The sequence below is a fragment of the Variovorax sp. GW822-FHT04E09 genome, from assembly GCF_058800845.1.
On the sequence record NZ_JBXAMR010000004.1, the window covers coordinates 512,133 to 528,890 of the forward strand.

The following is a 16,758-nucleotide window of genomic DNA, read 5'->3' on the forward strand; positions in this document are numbered from 1 at the left end:
TCCAAGCTGTGTATATTGGTTCGACAGCCGTCGACATACAGGACATTTCACTCATGATGGGCCAGAAACTGAAGATCACCGGCTGGGTCGCCGCCGGCGCCGTTGCTGGCGTCCTGACCACCGTCTCGCTGCAGACGGTCGCGCGGGGTTCGCTCGCGCCGCTCCCGCTCGAGGAGTTGCAGCAGCTCGCGGCCGTCTTCGGGATGGTCAAGAGCGACTATGTCGAGGCGGTCGACGAGAAGAAACTCATCTCGGACGCCATCTCGGGCATGGTCGCCGGGCTCGATCCGCATTCGCAGTACTTCGACAAGAAGTCCTTCAAGGAATTCCGCGAGGGCACCACGGGCCGCTTCGTCGGCGTGGGCATCGAGATCTCGCAGGAAGACGGCCTCATCAAGGTCGTCTCCCCCATCGAGGGCTCGCCGGCCTTCCGCGCTGGCCTGAAGCCGAACGACCTGATCACCAAGATCGACGACACCGCCGTGCGCGGCCTGTCGCTGAACGAAGCCGTCAAGCGCATGCGCGGCGAGGCCAACACCAAGGTGCTGCTGACCATCTTCCGCAAGGACGAGAGCCGCACCTTCCCGGTCACGATCACGCGCGAGGAAATCCGTACCCAGTCGGTGCGCGGCAAGATGATCGAGCCGGGCTACGGCTGGATCCGCCTGTCGCAGTTCCAGGAACGCACGGTCGACGACTTCGTCAAGAAGATCGAGGAGCTCTACAAGGAAGACCCGAATCTCAAGGGCCTGGTGCTCGACCTGCGCAACGACCCGGGCGGCCTGCTCGACGCGGCGGTGGCGGTGTCGGCGGCCTTCCTGCCCGAGAACGTCACGGTGGTCACCACCGACGGCCAGCTGGCCGAAAGCAAGTCGATCTACAAGGCGGCGCCGGAGTACTACCAGCGCCGTTCGGGCAGCGACCCGCTGCGCAACCTGCCGGCCGCGCTCAAGAACGTGCCGCTGGTGGTGCTGGTGAACGAAGGCTCGGCCTCGGCCAGCGAGATCGTGGCCGGCGCGCTGCAGGACCACAAGCGCGCCACCATCATGGGCAGCCAGACCTTCGGCAAGGGCTCGGTGCAGACCGTGCGCCCGCTCGGCCCGGACACCGGCCTGAAGATCACCACCGCGCGCTACTACACCCCCAGCGGCACCTCGATCCAGGCCAAGGGCATCGTGCCCAACGTGCTGGTCGACGAAAGCGCCGAGGGCAGCCCCTTCGCCGCCCTGCGCATGCGCGAGGCCGACCTCGAGAAGCACCTGGCCAGCGGCCAGGGCCCCGAGGTGAAGGACCCCGAGCGTGAAAAGGCCCGCGACGAAGCCCGCAAGCGCCTCGAGGAAGAAGCCAAGAAGCCGCCGCAGGACCGCAAGGTGCCCGAGTTCGGCACCGACAAGGACTTCCCGCTGGTGCAGGCGCTCAACCGCCTGAAGGGCCAGCCGGTGCTCGTCAGCAAGACGCAGGTCATCGTCGACAACAAGGACGAGAAGAAGGAAAACTGATCCCGGCGAGCGGGCCGCACGCACCGTGCGGTTCGCGCCACCGGCGTTTTCCCCTCCCCCGCACAGGCCCAGGCAGGCGCGCATGGACGATCACGACCTGCTGCGCTATTCGCGGCACATCCTTCTCGAAGAATTCGGCATTGACGGCCAGGCGCGCGTCAGTGCCGGGCAGGTGCTCGTCATCGGCGCCGGCGGGCTGGGCTCGCCGGTGGCCCTGTACCTCGCGGCAGCGGGAGTCGGCCACATCGTGCTGGTCGACGACGACGAGGTCGACCTCACCAACCTGCAGCGGCAGGTGGCCCACACCCAGGCGCGGGTGGGCCAGCCCAAGGTCGCATCGGCCGCGCAGGCCATGCGCGACATCAACCCCGGCATCGCCATCGAGACCCACGCCGTGCGCGCCGACGAGGCGCTGCTGTCGCGGCTCGTGGCCGAGGCCGACGTGGTGGTCGACTGCTGCGACAACTTCGCCACCCGGCAGGCCGTGAACCGCGCCTGCGTGGCGCATGCCAAACCGCTGGTGGCGGGCGCGGCGATCCGCTTCGACGGCCAGTTGAGCGTCTACGACACCCGCGACGCCACCTGCCCCTGCTACGCCTGCCTGTTCCCGCCCGAGGCCAGCTTCGAGGAAACGCGCTGCGCGGTGCTCGGCGTGTTCGGCCCGGTGGTCGGCACCATCGGTACGCTGCAAGCCAGCGAGGCGCTCAAGCTGCTGGCCGGCATCGGTCCGTCGCTGGCGGGCAAGCTGCTGATGTTCGACGGACGCAGCACCGGCTTCGACACGCTGCGCGTCTCGCGCGACCCGCACTGCAGCGTCTGCGCGCAGCGGCCCCAGGCCGGCGCCTGAGCGCCCGCCTGCCCTCTTTTTTCTTTCGTTAAGGCTGGCGAGCCCCCTTGGCCCGCGCCGCACCGCGCGCGGCGGCCCCGGCCGTGGGCCGGTTCGCCAGCGCCAGCACGCCCGTGCAGTCGGCGTTCTCGCCGGGGCCGGTCTCGATGGTCGCTGCCAGTGCCAGCAGCGGGTTGATGGCGCCCAGCGCCAGCGCCGCCAGACCGCGGCCGGCCAGCGGCCCGATCTCGACGCCGCCCTTGGGCGCGCCGAAGGTGCCGCTCACGACCAATGGCGTGCGCAGCGACAGGAAGCTCGCGCTCTTGGGCTCGGGCCGGATCACGAAGTCCAGCGACTCGGTCGCGAGGTTGGCCTGGCCGGTGGCGGTGAAGACGGCGTTGGTGGTGTCCAGCACCAGCGTGCGCCCGTTCATCACGCCCTTGTTCACGTCGAAGGCCAGCGCCGCGCAGCGCAGCTCGACGTCGCGGTCGCCGCGCAGCAGGAACTTGAGGATGTCGCCGCCCACCAGCGTCGCGAACACGGGCATCAGGTTGCCGAACTGGCCGCGGCCCGACAGCACCGCCATGTCGCCCGACGCGCCGCCGAGCCAGCTGGCCACCGAATTGCCGGCGCCCGACAGGTTGATGCGCCCGTCGAGCCGGCCGACGCTGTTGCCCGAGTTCTCCAGCTTGGGAATGAGCCGCGCCAGCCGCAGGCCGCGCACGTCGAGCGAGGCGCGGATGTCGGCCGGCGTCTTCGTGGCGTCGATGCGGATCGCGCCCACGAGCTTGCCGTTGGCCACGCCCAGGTCGAGCGGGTCGAGCGACAGCACGCCGTCGGTCAGCCGGATCTTGACGCTGCCGCGGTCCAGCGGCACCTCGCGCACGTTGCGGATGCGCTCGGCCGTGTAGGCCACGTCGGCGTTCATGGCGTGCAGCCGCCCGAAGTCGAAGGGCGTGGTCGGCAGCACCTTGCCGCCGGGCGGGCGCTTGGGCTGGGCCGAGGCGACGGGCGCCACGCCCTCCACCGCGTTGGCCGAACGCGCCGTGGGCGGCAGGCCGATCAGCGGGCCGAGGTCGTCCATGTCCATGACGCGCGAGCGCAGCGTGCCCGACAGGCGCGGCACCTTGCCGGCCTGGTCGAAGGCCATGTCGCCGCCGATGTCCGACAGGCCCAGCCGGCCGTTGAGCCCCGCCGCCTCCCAGAGCTTGCCGCGCTTGCGCAGGCCGCCGCTCAGCGCATAGGGCGGGGTCTGCGGCAGCACGATGCCCAGCAGCGGGTACAGCGCGCTCAGCGTCTGGCCCTTGATCTGGAACGTGGCGTCGATGCCGTCGAAGCCTGCGAGCTGGGCCACCGTGCCATTGGCCTTGAGCCGGGTCTGGCCGGCGGCGGCGTTGATCTCGAGCGGGAACGGCGGCGCGCCCGCGGCGTTGATCTGCAGCACGTTGCCGGTGCGCCCGTCGGCCGTGAGCGGCTGGCCCTTGTAGCGGCCCTTGATGCGGTAGTGCAGCGGCAGCTCGCCGCGGTTGCTGTCGTAGTCTAGGTCGGCGTGCACGTCGACGCCCAGGTGCGTAGCCAGGAAGTCGACGGCGCCCTTGTCGACCTGGATCAGGCCGATGGTGGGCACGGTGCCGGTGTCGGAGGTGTCCTTGCCGAAGGCCCAGGTGCGCCGCCCGTCGGGTTCCATCTGCAGGCCGACGGTGGGCGCGGTCAGCGCCAGGCTCGGAATGACCACCCGCTTGTCGATCAGCGGCCACAGGCGGATCTCGAAGCTCGCGCGCTCGGCCTTCACCAGGTAAGGGTCGCGCGCCCAGTCGGGGTTGGCGAACTCGATGCCGTCGAAGTGGATGGTGGCGGCCTTCCAGCCCAGGTCCACGTCGAGCCGGCGGGTGATCTCGAACTTGCGCCCGGTCTTCTCGCTCACGAAGCGGTTGAGCGGCTCGCGCAGCGTGTCCCACGGAAAGAAGGCCACGAGGAGCGCGAACGCGGTCAGCAGGACGGCGACCAGCAACACGAAGGCCGCCAGCAGCTTCTGCCAGCGCGGCCGGGTGCGAAGGGATTGGGTTGCCATGGTCGATTCTTACCCGGATGCGCGCCCGAACCGGGTCGGCGGCAGGCCGCAGACCCCGTGCGGCTTGGCCTACGGGCGGGCGCGAGCGGCGTGGAGACGGCCGCCTGCACATGCGTCAGAACCCGCCTACAACGCGCGGCCCTTGAACCCTGCATGATCCGCTGCGGGAAAGCCTCAATGTCCATGGGCAGGCTCTCTCCTCCGCAGGGCGCTTGGACACGAGCACCTGCCCACCTCAGAGGAAGCGCGGTTCGGCATGGATTCCAGATTGCAGACCTACGTTGTCGAAGACAACCCCACGATCCGTGAAAACCTCATCGGCACTCTGGAAGAGCTCACCTGCACCACGGTCGTGGGCTTTGCGGAAACCGAGCAGCACGCGCGCGACTGGCTGCGCGACCATGCCGACGAGTGGCACCTGGCCATCGTCGATCTCTTTCTCAAGCAGGGAAGCGGCCTGGGCATCCTTCAGGCCTGCCAGTCGCGCAAGCCCGGCCAGAAGGTGGTGGTGCTCAGCAACTATGCGACGCCCGACATCCGGCGCCGCTGCGCCGAGTTCGGGGTCGACGCGGTGTTCGACAAGTCGAACGAGATCGACGCACTGGTCGACTTCTGCATCCGCCAGGCCGCCGCGCTGCGGTCCGCGCCCGGCGATGCCTAGGCGCAGCTCAATCGATGAGCTTGTTCTTCAGCGCGTAGTAGGTCAGGTCGCTGTTGGAGGACAGGTTCATCTTCTCCATCAGCCGCGTGCGGTAGGTGCTCACCGTCTTCACCGACAGCGACAGCGTCTTGGCGATGTCGCCGGCGGTCTCGCCCTTGGCCAGCTTCAGGAACACCTGGAACTCGCGCTCCGAGAGCTGCTCGTGCGGCGCGGCGTCGTCCTTGCGGTCGAGCTGGCGGGCCAGCAGTTCGGCCACGGCGGGCGTGATGTAGCGCCGGCCCAGCGAAATGGTGCGAATGGCGTTCACGATCTCGATGGGATCGCATTCCTTGTTGAGGTAGCCGCTGGCGCCCTGACGGATCAGGTTCATCGCGTAGTGCTCCTCGGGGTAGCCGCTGAGGATCAGGATGCCCACGTCCGGCGCCTTGGCGCGGATCATGGCGAGTGCATCGATACCGCTTTGTCCCGGCATGGAGAGATCCATCACCAGCACGTCCAGTTCGGTGGTGCGTACCAGCTCGATGGCTTCACGGCCGCTCGCTGCCTCGCCCGCCACGCGCAGGTCCACGTGCTCGGAGAAGAACTGCCGGAGGCCCGATCGCACGATGGCGTGGTCGTCCACAATTCCAATTTTGATCATCTGTTACTTTCGTCGTTGTGCCGCAGCTTTGGAAGCCGCAGCATGCCGGTCCCTGATTGTTATCAATTATTCACGAAGTTGCATTGAATGCGACCCTAAGGGTGTCATGCACTGGTTAGCCCCCCAAAAAATGGCCGTGAGCCTCTTGCTCGCGGCGCTGGCCGCACTGGCCCTCGTGGGCATCAACGAGGCAGGATACCGGCAATCGAGCCGCGCCCTGGCGGACATCGACGAGGCGCAGCAGATCCGCGGCACGCTCAACCAGATCCTGCAGAACATGCTGGACGCCGAAACCGGCCAGCGCGGCTTCCTGCTCACGGGCGAAGCCGCCTACCGCCAGCCCTACGACATCGCGGTCAAGCAGGTGGACGGCAACCTGGCCACGCTGCGCCAGCTGTACGCCGAACGCCCGGCCGAGCGCACCCAGCTGTCCGAGCTGTCCAAGCACGTGCTGCGCAAGATCGCCGAGATGGACATGAGCGTGCGGCTGCGCCACGAGGGCAACGAGGACGCCTGGAAGTTCGTCATGACCACCGACGTCGGCCGCGAGGAGATGGAAGCCATCCGCGCCACGGCCAACGAGCTGGTGAAGACCAGCAACGCGACGCTGCAGGCCGGTCAGCTGCAGGTGATGAAGTCGCTGCAGCTGGCGCGCGTCGGCACCGGCATCGTGGCGCTCGCGGCGCTGATCGCCTTCTTCCTGTACCTGCGCCAGACGCACGCGCTGCGCTCGGTGGGCGAGCGCCAGCAGGAGGCGCTGCAACGCGAACGCAACGCCCTCGAAGACGAGGTGCGCGAGCGCACCGCCTCGCTGGCCGAGCTCGCCACCCACCTGCAGGACGTGCGCGAGACCGAGCGCGGCTACCTGGCGCGCGAGCTGCACGACGAGCTGGGCTCGCTGCTCACGGCCGCCAAGCTCGACGTGGCGCGGCTGAAGTCGCGGCTGGCCGACTCGCCCGACGCGATCCAGCGGCTGCAGCACCTGACCGAGCTGCTCAACAGCGGCATCGCACTCAAGCGCCGCATCATCGAGGACCTGCGGCCTTCGTCGCTCTCCAACCTCGGGCTGGTCGCCTCGCTGGAAATCCTGGGGCGCGAGTTCGGAGAGCGCTCGGGCCTGGAGATCGAGATGGCGCTGGAACCGGTGACCATGGACGAATCGCGCCAGCTCACGATCTACCGCATGGTGCAGGAGAGCCTGACCAACATCGGCAAGTACGCCGAGGCGAGCGAAGCCACCATCGTGCTGAAGAACTACGCCAACCACGTGATCGTGGAGGTGGCCGACAACGGCAAGGGCTTCGACGCGCAGCGCATGCGCCCGTCGACGCACGGCCTGGCGGGCATGCGCCACCGGGTCGAGGCGGCGCGCGGCAAGCTCACCATCACCTCGGCGCCCGGGCAGGGCACGCGGCTCACCGCGATGCTGCCGGTGGTGAAGCCGGCGCCGCAGGCCGGCACGCCGGCGAGCCCCGACACCCCCGTGCCGCGCGGTGCCTGACGCAGGCGCTGGCATTTCTTCACGCCCCGGGCCTGCGGCGACTCGGTCGCCTCCTACGCACCCCCGCCCCGGTCGCTGACAGGGCCGATGCGGCCCTGCCCTTAAGGTGGGTCCTGTGTCATCCGGCACCGGGCCGCGTCTTCAGCGATGCGTCCGGATGCATGGTTTCAAACCACAAAGAGGGAAGCCTCGAAGGAGTTCCGCATGCTGCACTACGCCGTGGTATTTCTGGTCATCGCACTCATCGCTGCCGTGTTCGGCTTCGGTGGCATTGCCGCCAGCGCGGTGGGGATCGCCAAGGTCCTTTTCATCATCTTTGCCGTGCTCGCCATCGCCAGCTTCCTGGCCGGCTTGCTACGACGCAAGTAGCGTAGTTACGATCCATAGGCTCCCGCATTTCATCTTCCCGGAAAGGACTCTCCCATGAACACGACCAAGACCCCTTCGCAACTCGCCGACGACGTGCGCCAGACCGCCCAGGAAGCGGCCGAAACCACCCGCGCCTACGCTCAGAACGCGGTGAATGCGGCGGGCGAAAAGGTCCGCGAACTGCGCCGTGACGCCGAACCGGGTGTCGAGCAGTTGGCCGCACGCGTGCAGCAAGCCGTGCAGCGCGGTCTCGACGCCGCCTCGACCACCAGCGCCCGCGCGCACCGCCGCATCGAACAGGCCGCCGACGTGACCGGCCGCTACATCTCCGACCAGCCCGTGCGCTCGGTGCTGCTGGCCGCCGCTGCCGGCGCCGCCATCACGGCGCTGATCGTGCTGGCCAGCCGCCGCAACCGCGACGACTACTGATCCGTTGCATCGCCACTGACAGACCGACCCCGCCCGACCACCCTCGCACATGCTTCATCCGATCTTCTCGACGGTGCTCGGGCACCCGGAGCTCATTGCCGATCACATTGCCAACTACGCCGCCCTTGTCCGGCAGGAGAGTGCCGTGGCGGGACGCGGCCTGGTTGCCCGACTGGTCGCGGGCGTCCTGGCAGTGGCCACCGCCGTGCTCGCCCTCGGGCTGATCGGCGTGGCCGTGCTGCTCGGCGTGCTGCATGGCAGCTTCCACTGGGTGCTGGTGGCCGTGCCCGCCGTGGCGGTGGTGATCGCGGCGATCTGCACCTGGATCGCCACCCGCCCGAGTCCGAACTATGGCTTCGACGATCTGCGCGCCCAACTGGCCGCGGACCTCGACGCGCTGCACGCCGCCGGAGCCCGCCATGAGCAGCCCTGATCCCCGCCGCCCTGCCGCACCGCAACTCACGCCGCAGCAACGGCTGGCCCTCTCGCGCCGCGCGCTCGTGCGGCAACTGAACGGCGGCGAGCCGGACGCACCGGCGCCCCATCGCGCCTTTGCCGCCGGCGACGCCGACGACGATCTCGAATACGCACACACCGACGCGGGTGATGCGCCGCCCGCCTCGCCGGGGCGCCGCCACAACGTCTGGAGCGCGATGGCGCGCGGCGTGGTGCAGCGCTGGTGGCGCCGCCATCCCGCGCACGCGGCCGGCCAGCTGGCCCGCCCCCTGCTCGAACACTACGCCCGCACGGAGCCCGTCAAGCTCATGGCCGCCGCGGCCGCCACGGGCTCGCTGCTGGTGCTCGTGCGGCCCTGGCGGCTGCTCTCGGCCACGGCCGTGATCGCGGCGGTGCTCAAGACCTCCGACGTGGCCGATCTGATCAACACGCTGCTGCAGAAGCCTGCGCGGCCGCCACGGCAAGACCCGCCCTGACGTCGCGCCAACGCGTGCCGCACGCAGACAAGAAAAAGCCCGGTCGAACCGGGCTTTTTGCTGGGCGCGGCGGAAGGACCGGTCAGCCCTTCACTTCGAGCTGGTTGTTCACCGACTTCACGCCTTGCACGGCCTTGGCGATCTCCTCGGCGCGCGACTTAGCGGCGGCCGTCGGGGCCGGGCCCTTGAGGCTCACGGCGCCGCCCTTGGTGTCGACGTCGATCTTGATCGCGCTCAGGTCCGGGTCCTTGGCAAGGCCGGCCGAGACCGAGGCGGTGATCGCGGCATCGTCGACCGTGGCGGTCACGGCGGCGGTGGCGTCCTTGGCGGCTTCCTTCACATCGGCGGTGGCGCCGGCCATGCCGGTCTTGGCATCGGCCGCGGCCTGTTCGGTCTTGGCCTTGGCATCGGAGGCCGCCTGCTCGGTCTTGGCGACGGCGCTGTCGAGCTTCTCGCCGGCGGTCTGGTTGCCCGGCTTGTCGCAGGCGGCCAGGGTCAGCGCGGCGCCGGCGGCGAGCACGGCGAGCCAGGTGCGCGAGGTGGCAAAGGGAGCGAGGGAACGGTTCGACGTTGTCATGGGAAATCCTCCTGCGGTCGGAATGGGTGCATGGACCGGCTTGGTCCACGCCAGTCAATCTAGTCCCCACCGCCCGCGCCCGGGTGTCGCCGCAGGCCCGAAGCGCTGTAGGACAAGCAAGCGACGGCAGGCGGCTCAGGCGCTGACGATCCAGCCTTCGAGCGGGTCCATGGACCCCGGCAATCCGTAGCCCGGCCCCGGGCTGCCGGCGCGCTGCCGGGCCCAGGCGGCCTGCAGCAGGCACAGCACCGCATCGAGTTCGTCGCCCTTGGCGTCGGCACGCAGCCCGTCGCGTTGTGGGGCCGTGAGTTGGAGGCGCAGGCCGAGCCGCGTGCGCCCGGCTTCCAGCGCGGCCAGCAGGTCGGTACGTGCGGCCTCGCGTTCGGGCGACTGGCGCGCGAGGTCGTCGCTCTTGTAGCTGCGCCGGCCGATCAGCTCGCGGGCCAGCAGGCCGGGATAGGCCTCCAGCGCGATGCGCTCCTTGTGGGTGCCCGTGTGCAGACCCGGCAAGGTGGCGCCGGCGGCGAGCAGGCGCGGCACGCCGGCATGCAGCATGTAGGCGACGGGCGGGTTCACCCACTTCATCGACGGGCTCGAGCCGGCCGGCGCGTCGGTCGCACGGTGCGCGAACTTGCCGCCGACCGGACGCGCCGCGCAGAAGGCGGCGAAGGTGTCGCGAATCTCGGCGCGGCTGAGGCCGGCGTAGTGAGCGATCAGCGCATCCCATGCGATGGGCCACTGCAGGTGCTCGACCAGTTCGCGCGGCAGGCCAAAGGGAAAGTCGAAGCCGCCGACCCAGGCGGGCGTGCTGTTGTCGAGCCACAGGCCCCAGGCGTCGAGCGTGGCGAAACGGTGCAGGCCAGTCAGCGTGACGGCGTCCGTGCTGGCCAGTTCACCGACGGCCACGACGATGGGTTTGCGGGCGGTCGGTGCGCTCGAGAAATCGCAGCCGAAAAGCATCGCCCGCCTTCGGTCAACCCAGTGCGAGCGCGATCACGCCGGCCGCGATGAACAGCGCGCCCAGCAGCCGCAGCATGCGGTCGCCTTCGCGCAGCAGGTGCCCGCCGATCAGCGCGGCGAACAGCATCGACACCTCGCGCGCCGGCGCGACGTGCGAGATGGGCGCCTGCTGCACCGCGTACAGCACCAGCACGTACGAGACGGGGCTGATCGCCGCCACCAGCAGCGCGTACTTCCACTGTTCACGCAACATGCGCACGGTGGTCGCGCGGTCCTGCAGCGCGGCGGGCAGCAGCAGCACGAGGCGCACGAAGTTGCTCATGTAGTCGAGCAGGATCGGCGACATCGCGAGGAACTTGACGGCGTAGCTGTCGGTGACCGTGTAGGCAGCGATGAAGGCGCCTGTCAGCACGCCGTAGCGCATGCCCTTTTGCACGCGCTCGCGTTGCACCGGGTCGTGCTTCTTGTGAAAAAGGCGCGGGCCGCCGGCCACCAGGAACACACCGAGCACCACGCCGAAGATGCCGGCCACGCCGACGAGGCTGATCTTCTCGCCGAGAAACAGGATCGCAACCAGCGACGAGAGCAGCGGCCCCGAGCCACGCGCCAGCGGATAGACCACGGTGAGGTCCGACTTGCGGTAGCCGCGCAGCAGCACGACGTAATAGAAGACGTGCAGCACGCCGCTCAGCACGATGAAGGCCCACTCCTTCGTGCCCCAGGTCGGTACGACGCTCCAGCCGAGCGTGATGCCCACGGGCGCCCACACCACGGCCATGAACACGCCGCTCTGGAACGCGAAGCGCGAATCGCCGTTCGCCTTCTTGGCGGCGATGTTCCAGCTGGCGTGGATGACGCCAGCCAGCAGGATCAGTGCGAACGCGGAAAGGGGCACCCCGGTCGAACCGGGATCAGTGGCGGCCGACGATGGCCGCGGTGGCCATCAGTTCTTCGAGCAGCGCGAGCGAGACCTTGCCCGAGACCTTGTAGGGGTCGAGTTCGGGCTTCTCGGAGTACTTCAGCAGCGTCGAGGCGTTGAGCTTGGAGAGGTTGACCTGCCCCATCGTCCAACCACCGAAGCGGCGCTCGGAGATTTCCTCGTAGTGCAGCAGCACAACGTCCTTGTGGCGCGGATCGCGCTGGATGTGGCCGTAGAGATCGCTGATGGCGTCGCGCCCGCCCTCGATGGCCTGCAGGAAGGTGCCGGCGCCGTAGCAGAGGATGCCGGTGATGCCGCAGGCCGGGTTGTGCGTGCGCGATTTCGCGAGGATCGCCTCGATGGCCTCGGGGCTGGTATCGACGGCGCGACTGGCATAGAGAAGTCGGACCAGCATGGCTCAGCTCTTTCGTGGCAGGAGGGAGAGGAATTCGCGACGCAGGCTCGGGTCTTTCAGGAACACGCCGCGCATGACGGAGTTGATCATCTTGCTGTCCATTTCCTTCACGCCGCGCCAGGCCATGCAGAAGTGCTCGGCCTCCATGACCAGTGCGAGGCCGTCGGGCTGGGTCTTTTCCTGGATCAGGTCGGCCAGTTGCACCACGGCTTCTTCCTGGATCTGCGGACGGCCCATGACCCATTCGGCCAGGCGCGCGTACTTCGACAGGCCGATCACGTTCGTGTGCTCGTTGGGCATCACGCCGATCCACAGCTTGCCGATGATCGGGCAGAAGTGGTGCGAGCAAGCGCTGCGCACGGTGATCGGGCCGACGATCATCAGCTCGTTCAGGTGCTCGGCGTTGGGAAACTCAGTGAGCGGAGGTGCCGGCACGTAGCGGCCGCGGAACACCTCGTTGAGGTACATCTTGGCCACGCGGCGCGCGGTGTTGTCGGTGTTGTGATCGTTCTCGACGTCGATGACGAGGCTCTCGAGCACGCCCTTCATCTTGACCTCGACCTCGTCGAGCAGCGACTCCAGCTCGCCCGGCTGGATGAACTCGGCGATGTTGTCGTTGGCGTTGAAACGCTTGCGCGCTGCATTCAGTCGCTCGCGGATCTTGACGGAGACGGGGGTGCCCTCGTCATCGTCTTTTCGATCGGGAAGCGGTTCGACGTCGGTTTTCCTCAGCATGGCGGGGATCGTACCAGTGAATGGCCCCAGGGGATTCGGGCTGCAACGCCCGCCCCTTCTCGGAGCAATGCTATCAATTAGGTAGCGCGAAGTCGGCTACCAGCGGAAGGTGGTCGGACATGCGGGCCCAGATCGGGCCGCGCGGCACGTTGCAGGCCAGCGGTTCGAGCTGGCGGCCGTAGACGAAATCGAGCTGCGTCACGGGCAGGCGCGACGGGTACGTGAGCGTGCGTGGGCCGCGCAGGTCGCTGGTGTCGCGCAGGCCCATGGCGTTCATGGCGTAGCGCATGCGCGCGCCCCAGTCGTTGAAATCGCCGGCCACCACCACGGCCTCGTCGGCCGGCACCTCGCGCTCGATGAACTCGCGCAGCCGGGCCACCTGCCGCACGCGGCTGCCCTTGATGAGCCCCAGGTGCACCACGATGGCGTGCACCCGGCGCCCTTCCACGTCGATCACGGCATGCAGCAGGCCGCGCTGTTCGAAGCGGTGGTCGGAGATGTCCTGGTGGCCGGTGCGGATCACCGGCCAGCGCGTGAGCAGCGCGTTGCCGTGCTCGCCGTGGCGCGTGACGGCGTTGGTCTCGTAGACGGCCGTGTAGCCCTCGGGCGCCAGAAAGTCGGCCTGCGGCAGCTCGGGCCAGCGCGGAAAGCGGGCGGCGGCCTGCCGGTTCATCTTGCGCACTTCCTGCAGGCAGACGATGTCGGCATCGAGCTGCTCGATGGCGTGGCCCAGGTTGTGGATCTCGAGCCGACGCGCCGGCCCGATCCCCTGCACACCCTTGTGGATGTTGTAGGTCGCGACCCGGAGGTTCTGCGTTGCTGCTGCTGCGGCGGCCGGTGGGTTCATCGCGCAAATTCTGGCAGCAACAGAATGGCTTCGGCGTTCGACGGGGAAAAGCAGGCATCCGCCGCCTCGTGGTACGGCAGCCATTGCCAGTCGGTGTGCTCGCGCGGATCGAGCCGGGGTGTCAGGCGCTCGGGCACGCACAGGCCGAACAGGTGCTCGGTGTTGTGGGTGACGCCGGGTTCGTAACGCGCGCGCCAGCCGGGGTAGATCTCGTAGACGTTGCGCAGCTGCCAGTCGACCAGTTGCGACGCCAGCGGCGTGCCCTCGCCGCACTGGATGCCGGTTTCCTCGGCCACCTCGCGCGCCGCGGTGAGCGCCAGCGGCTCATCGAGGGCGTCCTTGCTGCCGGTGACCGATTGCCAGAACTCGTGGGCATCGGCGCGCCGGATCAGCAGCACGTCGAGCACGGGCGTGTGGATCACGACCAGCACCGACTCCGGGATCTTCCAGGGCCGGGTGCCGGTCGTCATGGCTGCATCAGGCCGCTTGCGGCGTGTTGCGCAGCTTGATGTGCAGTTCGCGCAGTTGCTTCTCGTCGACCGGGCTCGGCGCCTGCGTCAGCAGGTCTTGCGCGCGCTGGGTCTTGGGGAAGGCGATCACGTCGCGGATCGACTCGGCGCCGGTCATGAGCATGACGAGGCGGTCCAGGCCGATGGCGATGCCGCCGTGCGGCGGGGCGCCGTACTGCAGCGCGTCCAGCAGGAAGCCGAACTTGAGCTGCGCGTCCTCGGCGCTGATCTTGAGCGCGCGGAACACCTTGCTCTGCACTTCCTCGCGGTGGATACGCACCGAGCCGCCGCCCATCTCGATGCCGTTGAGCACCATGTCGTAGGCCTTGGCGATGCACTTCTCGGGCGCGGTGTCCATGAGGTCTTCATGGCCGTCCTTCGGTGCGGTGAACGGGTGGTGCACGGCGCTCCAGCGCTGGCCTTCCTCGTCGAACTCGAACATCGGGAAGTCGACCACCCACAGCGGTGCCCAGCGGTCCTCGAAGAGGCCGGCCTTCTTGCCGAAGGCGCTGTGGCCGATCTTCACGCGCAGCGCGCCGATGGCGTCGTTGACGACCTTTTCCTTGTCGGCGCCGAAGAACAGGATGTCGCCGTTGCGCGCGCCCGTGCGAGCGATGATCTCGGCCAGCGTGGCGTCGTCCAGGTTCTTGACGATCGGGCTTTGCAGGCCGTCGCGGCCGGCAGCAGCGTCGTTGACCTTGATGTAGGCCAGGCCCTTGGCGCCGTAGATCTTCACGAACTCCTGGTAGGCGTCGATCTCGCCGCGCGACAGGCCGCCTTCGGCACCGCCGCCGGGCACGCGCAGTGCGACGACACGGCCGCCGGCCATGGTGGCGGCGTTGGAGAACACCTTGAACTCGACGCGCTTCATCAGCTCGGTGAGTTCGGTGAATTCGAGCTTCACGCGCAGGTCGGGCTTGTCCGAGCCGTACTTGAACATCGCGTCGGCGTAGCTCATGGTCGGGAACACCGGCAGGTCGATGTCCGCGGCGTTGCGGAACACGTTGCGGATCATGCCTTCGAACATCTCGCGGATTTCTTCTTCGGCGAGGAACGAGGTCTCGATGTCGATCTGCGTGAATTCAGGCTGGCGGTCGGCGCGCAGGTCTTCGTCGCGGAAGCACTTCACGATCTGGTAGTAGCGGTCGTAGCCGGCCACCATCAGCAGCTGCTTGAACAGCTGGGGCGACTGCGGCAACGCGAAGAAGCTGCCGTCGTGCACGCGGCTGGGCACGAGGTAGTCGCGCGCGCCTTCGGGCGTGGACTTGCCCAGCATCGGCGTCTCGATGTCGATGAAGCCGTTGGCATCGAGGAACTTGCGCGTTTCCATCGTCACCTTGTAGCGCAGCATCATGTTGCGCTGCATGGCCGGGCGGCGCAGGTCGAGCACGCGGTGCGTGAGGCGGGTGGTTTCCGACAGGTTGTCGTCGTCCAGCAGGAACGGGGGCGTGACCGAGGGGTTGAGCACCTTCAGCTCGTGGCACAGCACTTCGATCTTGCCGCTCTTGAGGCTGTCGTTGGTCGTGCCTTCGGGGCGCGCGCGCACCAAGCCGGTGATCTGCACGCAGAACTCGTTGCGCAGGTTCTCGGCCACGGCGAAGGTCGAGGCGCGGTCGGGGTCGCACACCACTTGCACGTAGCCTTCGCGGTCGCGCACGTCGATGAAGATCACGCCGCCGTGGTCGCGGCGACGGTTGACCCACCCGCACAGGGTGACGGTCTGGCCCAACAGGGCTTCGGTCACAAGACCGCAATAGTGAGTACGCATGGCCATAGAGATGACTTCCGGCGCCGTCGTGGCGCGTTCGTTTTTATGAGTTGGATGGCTTGATCGCCACCGAGGAGGGGCCGCCTGGAACGACCACGCCCATCGAGACGATGTACTTGAGCGCTTCGTCCACGCTCATCTTCAGTTCGACGCAGTCACTGCGCTTGAGCATGACGAAGTAGCCGCCCGTGGGGTTGGGCGTGGTCGGCACGTAGACGCTGAGGAATTCCTCGCTGCCTAGGTACTCGGCCACCTCGTTGCCCGGCGCGCCGGTCACGAAGGCAATGGTCCACACGCTCTCGCGCGGCCACTGGATCAGCACTGCCGTGCGGAATGCGTTGCCGTTCTCGGAGAACAGCGTGTCCGACACCTGCTTGACGCTCGAGTAGATCGAGCGCACGACCGGAATGCGGCGCACCACGGCGTCGCCCCAGCCGAGCAGGCGCTTGCCGACGAAGTTGCTCGCAATGGCACCGACCACCAGCAGGATGGCCAGCGTGAGCAGCACACCGAGCCCGCGGATGTTGTTGTCGTAGAGCCAGCGCTGCCATGCGCCCGGCAGCACCCACAGCGTCTGGTCGAGCGTGTCGATGATCCACTTCAGCACCGCCAGGGTGATGAACAGCGGAACGATCACCAGCAAGCCGGAGAACAACCATTTGCGCAGGGCGGACATGGGCGAGGGTTCCGTCAGTCGCCGCTCTTGGCGGCAGCCGTTGCAGCGGGGGCCGGCGCGGGAGCGGGCGCCGGTGCGGGGCTGGAGGCGGGGGACGAAGAAGAAGCATCGGCCGACTTGGCGCCGTCGCCGGACGCAGCGGGCGCGGTGGCGGCCTCGGACTTCTTGCCGCCGCCCTCGCGGAAGTCGGTCACGTACCAGCCCGAGCCCTTGAGCTGGAAGCCGGCGGCCGTGACCTGCTTTTCAAATGCGCTCGCACCGCATTCCGGGCACACCGAGAGCGGCGTGTCCGACATCTTCTGCAGAACGTCCTTGGCAAAGCCGCAGGAACTGCACTTGTAGGCGTAAATGGGCATGGGGAATCGGGGTGGGAATGAGCGACGCAGCTGCCGCTCGCAAAGCCCTCGATTATAGGGGCGCCCCC

20 protein-coding genes are annotated in these 16,758 nt (G+C 68.2%); 8 read left to right on the forward strand and 12 right to left on the reverse strand.

Features of this window, described 5'->3' with window-relative positions; all coding sequences use genetic code 11:
• Positions 1-56 precede the first annotated feature (56 nt).
• Both AC1RL8_RS19425 and AC1RL8_RS19430 read left to right on the forward strand, forming a co-directional pair.
• The gene (locus AC1RL8_RS19425) at positions 57-1,499 is read left to right on the forward strand and encodes a S41 family peptidase (RefSeq protein WP_062477129.1); all 1,443 of its coding nucleotides are present in this window, start codon (positions 57-59) and stop codon (positions 1,497-1,499) included.
• Positions 1,500-1,581: 82 nt separating this feature from the next.
• Complete coding sequence (locus AC1RL8_RS19430; protein ID WP_492685782.1) at positions 1,582-2,346, forward strand: HesA/MoeB/ThiF family protein; 765 nt, start codon at positions 1,582-1,584, stop codon at positions 2,344-2,346.
• A gap of 28 nt (positions 2,347-2,374) precedes the next feature.
• On the opposite strand, the gene AC1RL8_RS19435 is transcribed toward AC1RL8_RS19430, so the two are convergent.
• Positions 2,375-4,396 carry an AsmA family protein gene (locus AC1RL8_RS19435; protein WP_492685781.1) on the reverse strand — a complete coding sequence of 674 codons (2,022 nt, stop codon included), beginning with the start codon at positions 4,394-4,396 and terminating at the stop codon, positions 2,375-2,377.
• Between the two features lie 256 nt (positions 4,397-4,652).
• Between AC1RL8_RS19435 and AC1RL8_RS19440 the strand changes: the two genes are divergently transcribed.
• Positions 4,653-5,057: a response regulator gene (locus AC1RL8_RS19440; RefSeq protein WP_095743933.1), complete on the forward strand. Its 405-nt coding sequence runs from the start codon at positions 4,653-4,655 to the stop codon at positions 5,055-5,057.
• Positions 5,058-5,064: 7 nt separating this feature from the next.
• Here AC1RL8_RS19440 and AC1RL8_RS19445 read toward each other — a convergent pair whose 3' ends face one another.
• Complete coding sequence (locus AC1RL8_RS19445) at positions 5,065-5,697, reverse strand: response regulator (protein ID WP_007837167.1); 633 nt, start codon at positions 5,695-5,697, stop codon at positions 5,065-5,067.
• A gap of 130 nt (positions 5,698-5,827) precedes the next feature.
• Between AC1RL8_RS19445 and AC1RL8_RS19450 the strand changes: the two genes are divergently transcribed.
• The 5 genes from AC1RL8_RS19450 (at position 5,828) to AC1RL8_RS19470 (ending at position 8,928) form a co-directional block, all read left to right on the forward strand.
• Positions 5,828-7,198, forward strand: a complete 1,371-nt coding sequence (locus AC1RL8_RS19450) for a CHASE3 domain-containing protein (RefSeq protein ID WP_492686121.1) — start codon at positions 5,828-5,830, stop codon at positions 7,196-7,198.
• 204 nt (positions 7,199-7,402) lie between these two features.
• A complete protein-coding gene (locus tag AC1RL8_RS19455) occupies positions 7,403-7,567 on the forward strand; it encodes a DUF1328 domain-containing protein (RefSeq protein ID WP_070063586.1) in 165 nt (54 codons plus the stop codon).
• A 54-nt stretch (positions 7,568-7,621) separates the two neighbouring features.
• Positions 7,622-7,996, forward strand: a complete 375-nt coding sequence (locus tag AC1RL8_RS19460; protein ID WP_062477074.1) for a hypothetical protein — start codon at positions 7,622-7,624, stop codon at positions 7,994-7,996.
• Between the two features lie 49 nt (positions 7,997-8,045).
• A complete protein-coding gene (locus AC1RL8_RS19465; RefSeq protein WP_062477071.1) occupies positions 8,046-8,429 on the forward strand; it encodes a hypothetical protein in 384 nt (127 codons plus the stop codon).
• A complete protein-coding gene (locus AC1RL8_RS19470) occupies positions 8,416-8,928 on the forward strand; it encodes a hypothetical protein (RefSeq protein ID WP_492685780.1) in 513 nt (170 codons plus the stop codon). Before AC1RL8_RS19465 ends, AC1RL8_RS19470 begins: the two co-directional genes overlap by 14 nt.
• An 82-nt stretch (positions 8,929-9,010) precedes the next feature.
• Here the strand turns inward: AC1RL8_RS19470 and AC1RL8_RS19475 are convergent, their stop codons facing one another.
• The 10 genes from AC1RL8_RS19475 to AC1RL8_RS19520 form a co-directional block, all read right to left on the reverse strand.
• Positions 9,011-9,505, reverse strand: a complete 495-nt coding sequence (locus tag AC1RL8_RS19475) for a BON domain-containing protein (protein WP_062477068.1) — start codon at positions 9,503-9,505, stop codon at positions 9,011-9,013.
• A gap of 135 nt (positions 9,506-9,640) precedes the next feature.
• A complete protein-coding gene (locus AC1RL8_RS19480) occupies positions 9,641-10,465 on the reverse strand; it encodes a DUF429 domain-containing protein (protein WP_492685779.1) in 825 nt (274 codons plus the stop codon).
• Between the two features lie 13 nt (positions 10,466-10,478).
• Positions 10,479-11,360, reverse strand: coding sequence for a DMT family transporter (locus tag AC1RL8_RS19485; protein WP_492685778.1), 882 nt, complete (start codon positions 11,358-11,360; stop codon positions 10,479-10,481).
• A 16-nt stretch (positions 11,361-11,376) separates the two neighbouring features.
• Complete coding sequence (locus AC1RL8_RS19490) at positions 11,377-11,799, reverse strand: BLUF domain-containing protein (RefSeq protein WP_062477059.1); 423 nt, start codon at positions 11,797-11,799, stop codon at positions 11,377-11,379.
• 3 nt (positions 11,800-11,802) lie between these two features.
• Positions 11,803-12,534 carry a GTP cyclohydrolase I gene (folE, locus tag AC1RL8_RS19495; RefSeq protein ID WP_062477056.1) on the reverse strand — a complete coding sequence of 244 codons (732 nt, stop codon included), beginning with the start codon at positions 12,532-12,534 and terminating at the stop codon, positions 11,803-11,805.
• A 73-nt stretch (positions 12,535-12,607) separates the two neighbouring features.
• Entirely contained in the window at positions 12,608-13,381 is a 774-nt protein-coding gene (locus tag AC1RL8_RS19500) for an endonuclease/exonuclease/phosphatase family protein (protein WP_487847824.1), read from the reverse strand.
• Positions 13,378-13,851, reverse strand: a complete 474-nt coding sequence (gene nudB / locus AC1RL8_RS19505; RefSeq protein WP_492685777.1) for a dihydroneopterin triphosphate diphosphatase — start codon at positions 13,849-13,851, stop codon at positions 13,378-13,380. Before nudB ends, AC1RL8_RS19500 begins: the two co-directional genes overlap by 4 nt.
• A 7-nt stretch (positions 13,852-13,858) precedes the next feature.
• Positions 13,859-15,664: an aspartate--tRNA ligase gene (aspS, locus tag AC1RL8_RS19510; RefSeq protein ID WP_492685776.1), complete on the reverse strand. Its 1,806-nt coding sequence runs from the start codon at positions 15,662-15,664 to the stop codon at positions 13,859-13,861.
• 37 nt (positions 15,665-15,701) lie between these two features.
• On the reverse strand, positions 15,702-16,334 hold the full coding sequence (locus AC1RL8_RS19515; RefSeq protein WP_062477045.1) for a DUF502 domain-containing protein: 633 nt from the start codon (positions 16,332-16,334) through the stop codon (positions 15,702-15,704).
• Between the two features lie 14 nt (positions 16,335-16,348).
• On the reverse strand, positions 16,349-16,690 hold the full coding sequence (locus AC1RL8_RS19520) for an FmdB family zinc ribbon protein (protein ID WP_062477042.1): 342 nt from the start codon (positions 16,688-16,690) through the stop codon (positions 16,349-16,351).
• Between the last annotated feature and the right edge of the window lie 68 nt (positions 16,691-16,758).

Bases quoted from the DNA above. Each gene is read 5' to 3' on its own strand.
- AC1RL8_RS19500 (WP_487847824.1), bottom strand. From the start codon at position 13,381: ATGAACCCACCGGCCGCCGCAGCAGCAGCAACGCAGAACCTCCGGGTC.
- AC1RL8_RS19470 (WP_492685780.1), top strand. From the start codon at position 8,416: ATGAGCAGCCCTGATCCCCGCCGCCCTGCCGCACCGCAACTCACGCCG.
- AC1RL8_RS19520 (WP_062477042.1), bottom strand. From the start codon at position 16,690: ATGCCCATTTACGCCTACAAGTGCAGTTCCTGCGGCTTTGCCAAGGAC.
- AC1RL8_RS19435 (WP_492685781.1), bottom strand. From the start codon at position 4,396: ATGGCAACCCAATCCCTTCGCACCCGGCCGCGCTGGCAGAAGCTGCTG.
- AC1RL8_RS19475 (WP_062477068.1), bottom strand. From the start codon at position 9,505: ATGACAACGTCGAACCGTTCCCTCGCTCCCTTTGCCACCTCGCGCACC.
- AC1RL8_RS19450 (WP_492686121.1), top strand. From the start codon at position 5,828: ATGGCCGTGAGCCTCTTGCTCGCGGCGCTGGCCGCACTGGCCCTCGTG.
- AC1RL8_RS19425 (WP_062477129.1), top strand. From the start codon at position 57: ATGGGCCAGAAACTGAAGATCACCGGCTGGGTCGCCGCCGGCGCCGTT.
- AC1RL8_RS19460 (WP_062477074.1), top strand. From the start codon at position 7,622: ATGAACACGACCAAGACCCCTTCGCAACTCGCCGACGACGTGCGCCAG.
- AC1RL8_RS19465 (WP_062477071.1), top strand. From the start codon at position 8,046: ATGCTTCATCCGATCTTCTCGACGGTGCTCGGGCACCCGGAGCTCATT.
- AC1RL8_RS19455 (WP_070063586.1), top strand. From the start codon at position 7,403: ATGCTGCACTACGCCGTGGTATTTCTGGTCATCGCACTCATCGCTGCC.
- aspS (WP_492685776.1), bottom strand. From the start codon at position 15,664: ATGGCCATGCGTACTCACTATTGCGGTCTTGTGACCGAAGCCCTGTTG.
- AC1RL8_RS19490 (WP_062477059.1), bottom strand. From the start codon at position 11,799: ATGCTGGTCCGACTTCTCTATGCCAGTCGCGCCGTCGATACCAGCCCC.
- AC1RL8_RS19480 (WP_492685779.1), bottom strand. From the start codon at position 10,465: ATGCTTTTCGGCTGCGATTTCTCGAGCGCACCGACCGCCCGCAAACCC.
- AC1RL8_RS19430 (WP_492685782.1), top strand. From the start codon at position 1,582: ATGGACGATCACGACCTGCTGCGCTATTCGCGGCACATCCTTCTCGAA.
- AC1RL8_RS19515 (WP_062477045.1), bottom strand. From the start codon at position 16,334: ATGTCCGCCCTGCGCAAATGGTTGTTCTCCGGCTTGCTGGTGATCGTT.
- AC1RL8_RS19440 (WP_095743933.1), top strand. From the start codon at position 4,653: ATGGATTCCAGATTGCAGACCTACGTTGTCGAAGACAACCCCACGATC.
- folE (WP_062477056.1), bottom strand. From the start codon at position 12,534: ATGCTGAGGAAAACCGACGTCGAACCGCTTCCCGATCGAAAAGACGAT.
- AC1RL8_RS19445 (WP_007837167.1), bottom strand. From the start codon at position 5,697: ATGATCAAAATTGGAATTGTGGACGACCACGCCATCGTGCGATCGGGC.
- nudB (WP_492685777.1), bottom strand. From the start codon at position 13,851: ATGACGACCGGCACCCGGCCCTGGAAGATCCCGGAGTCGGTGCTGGTC.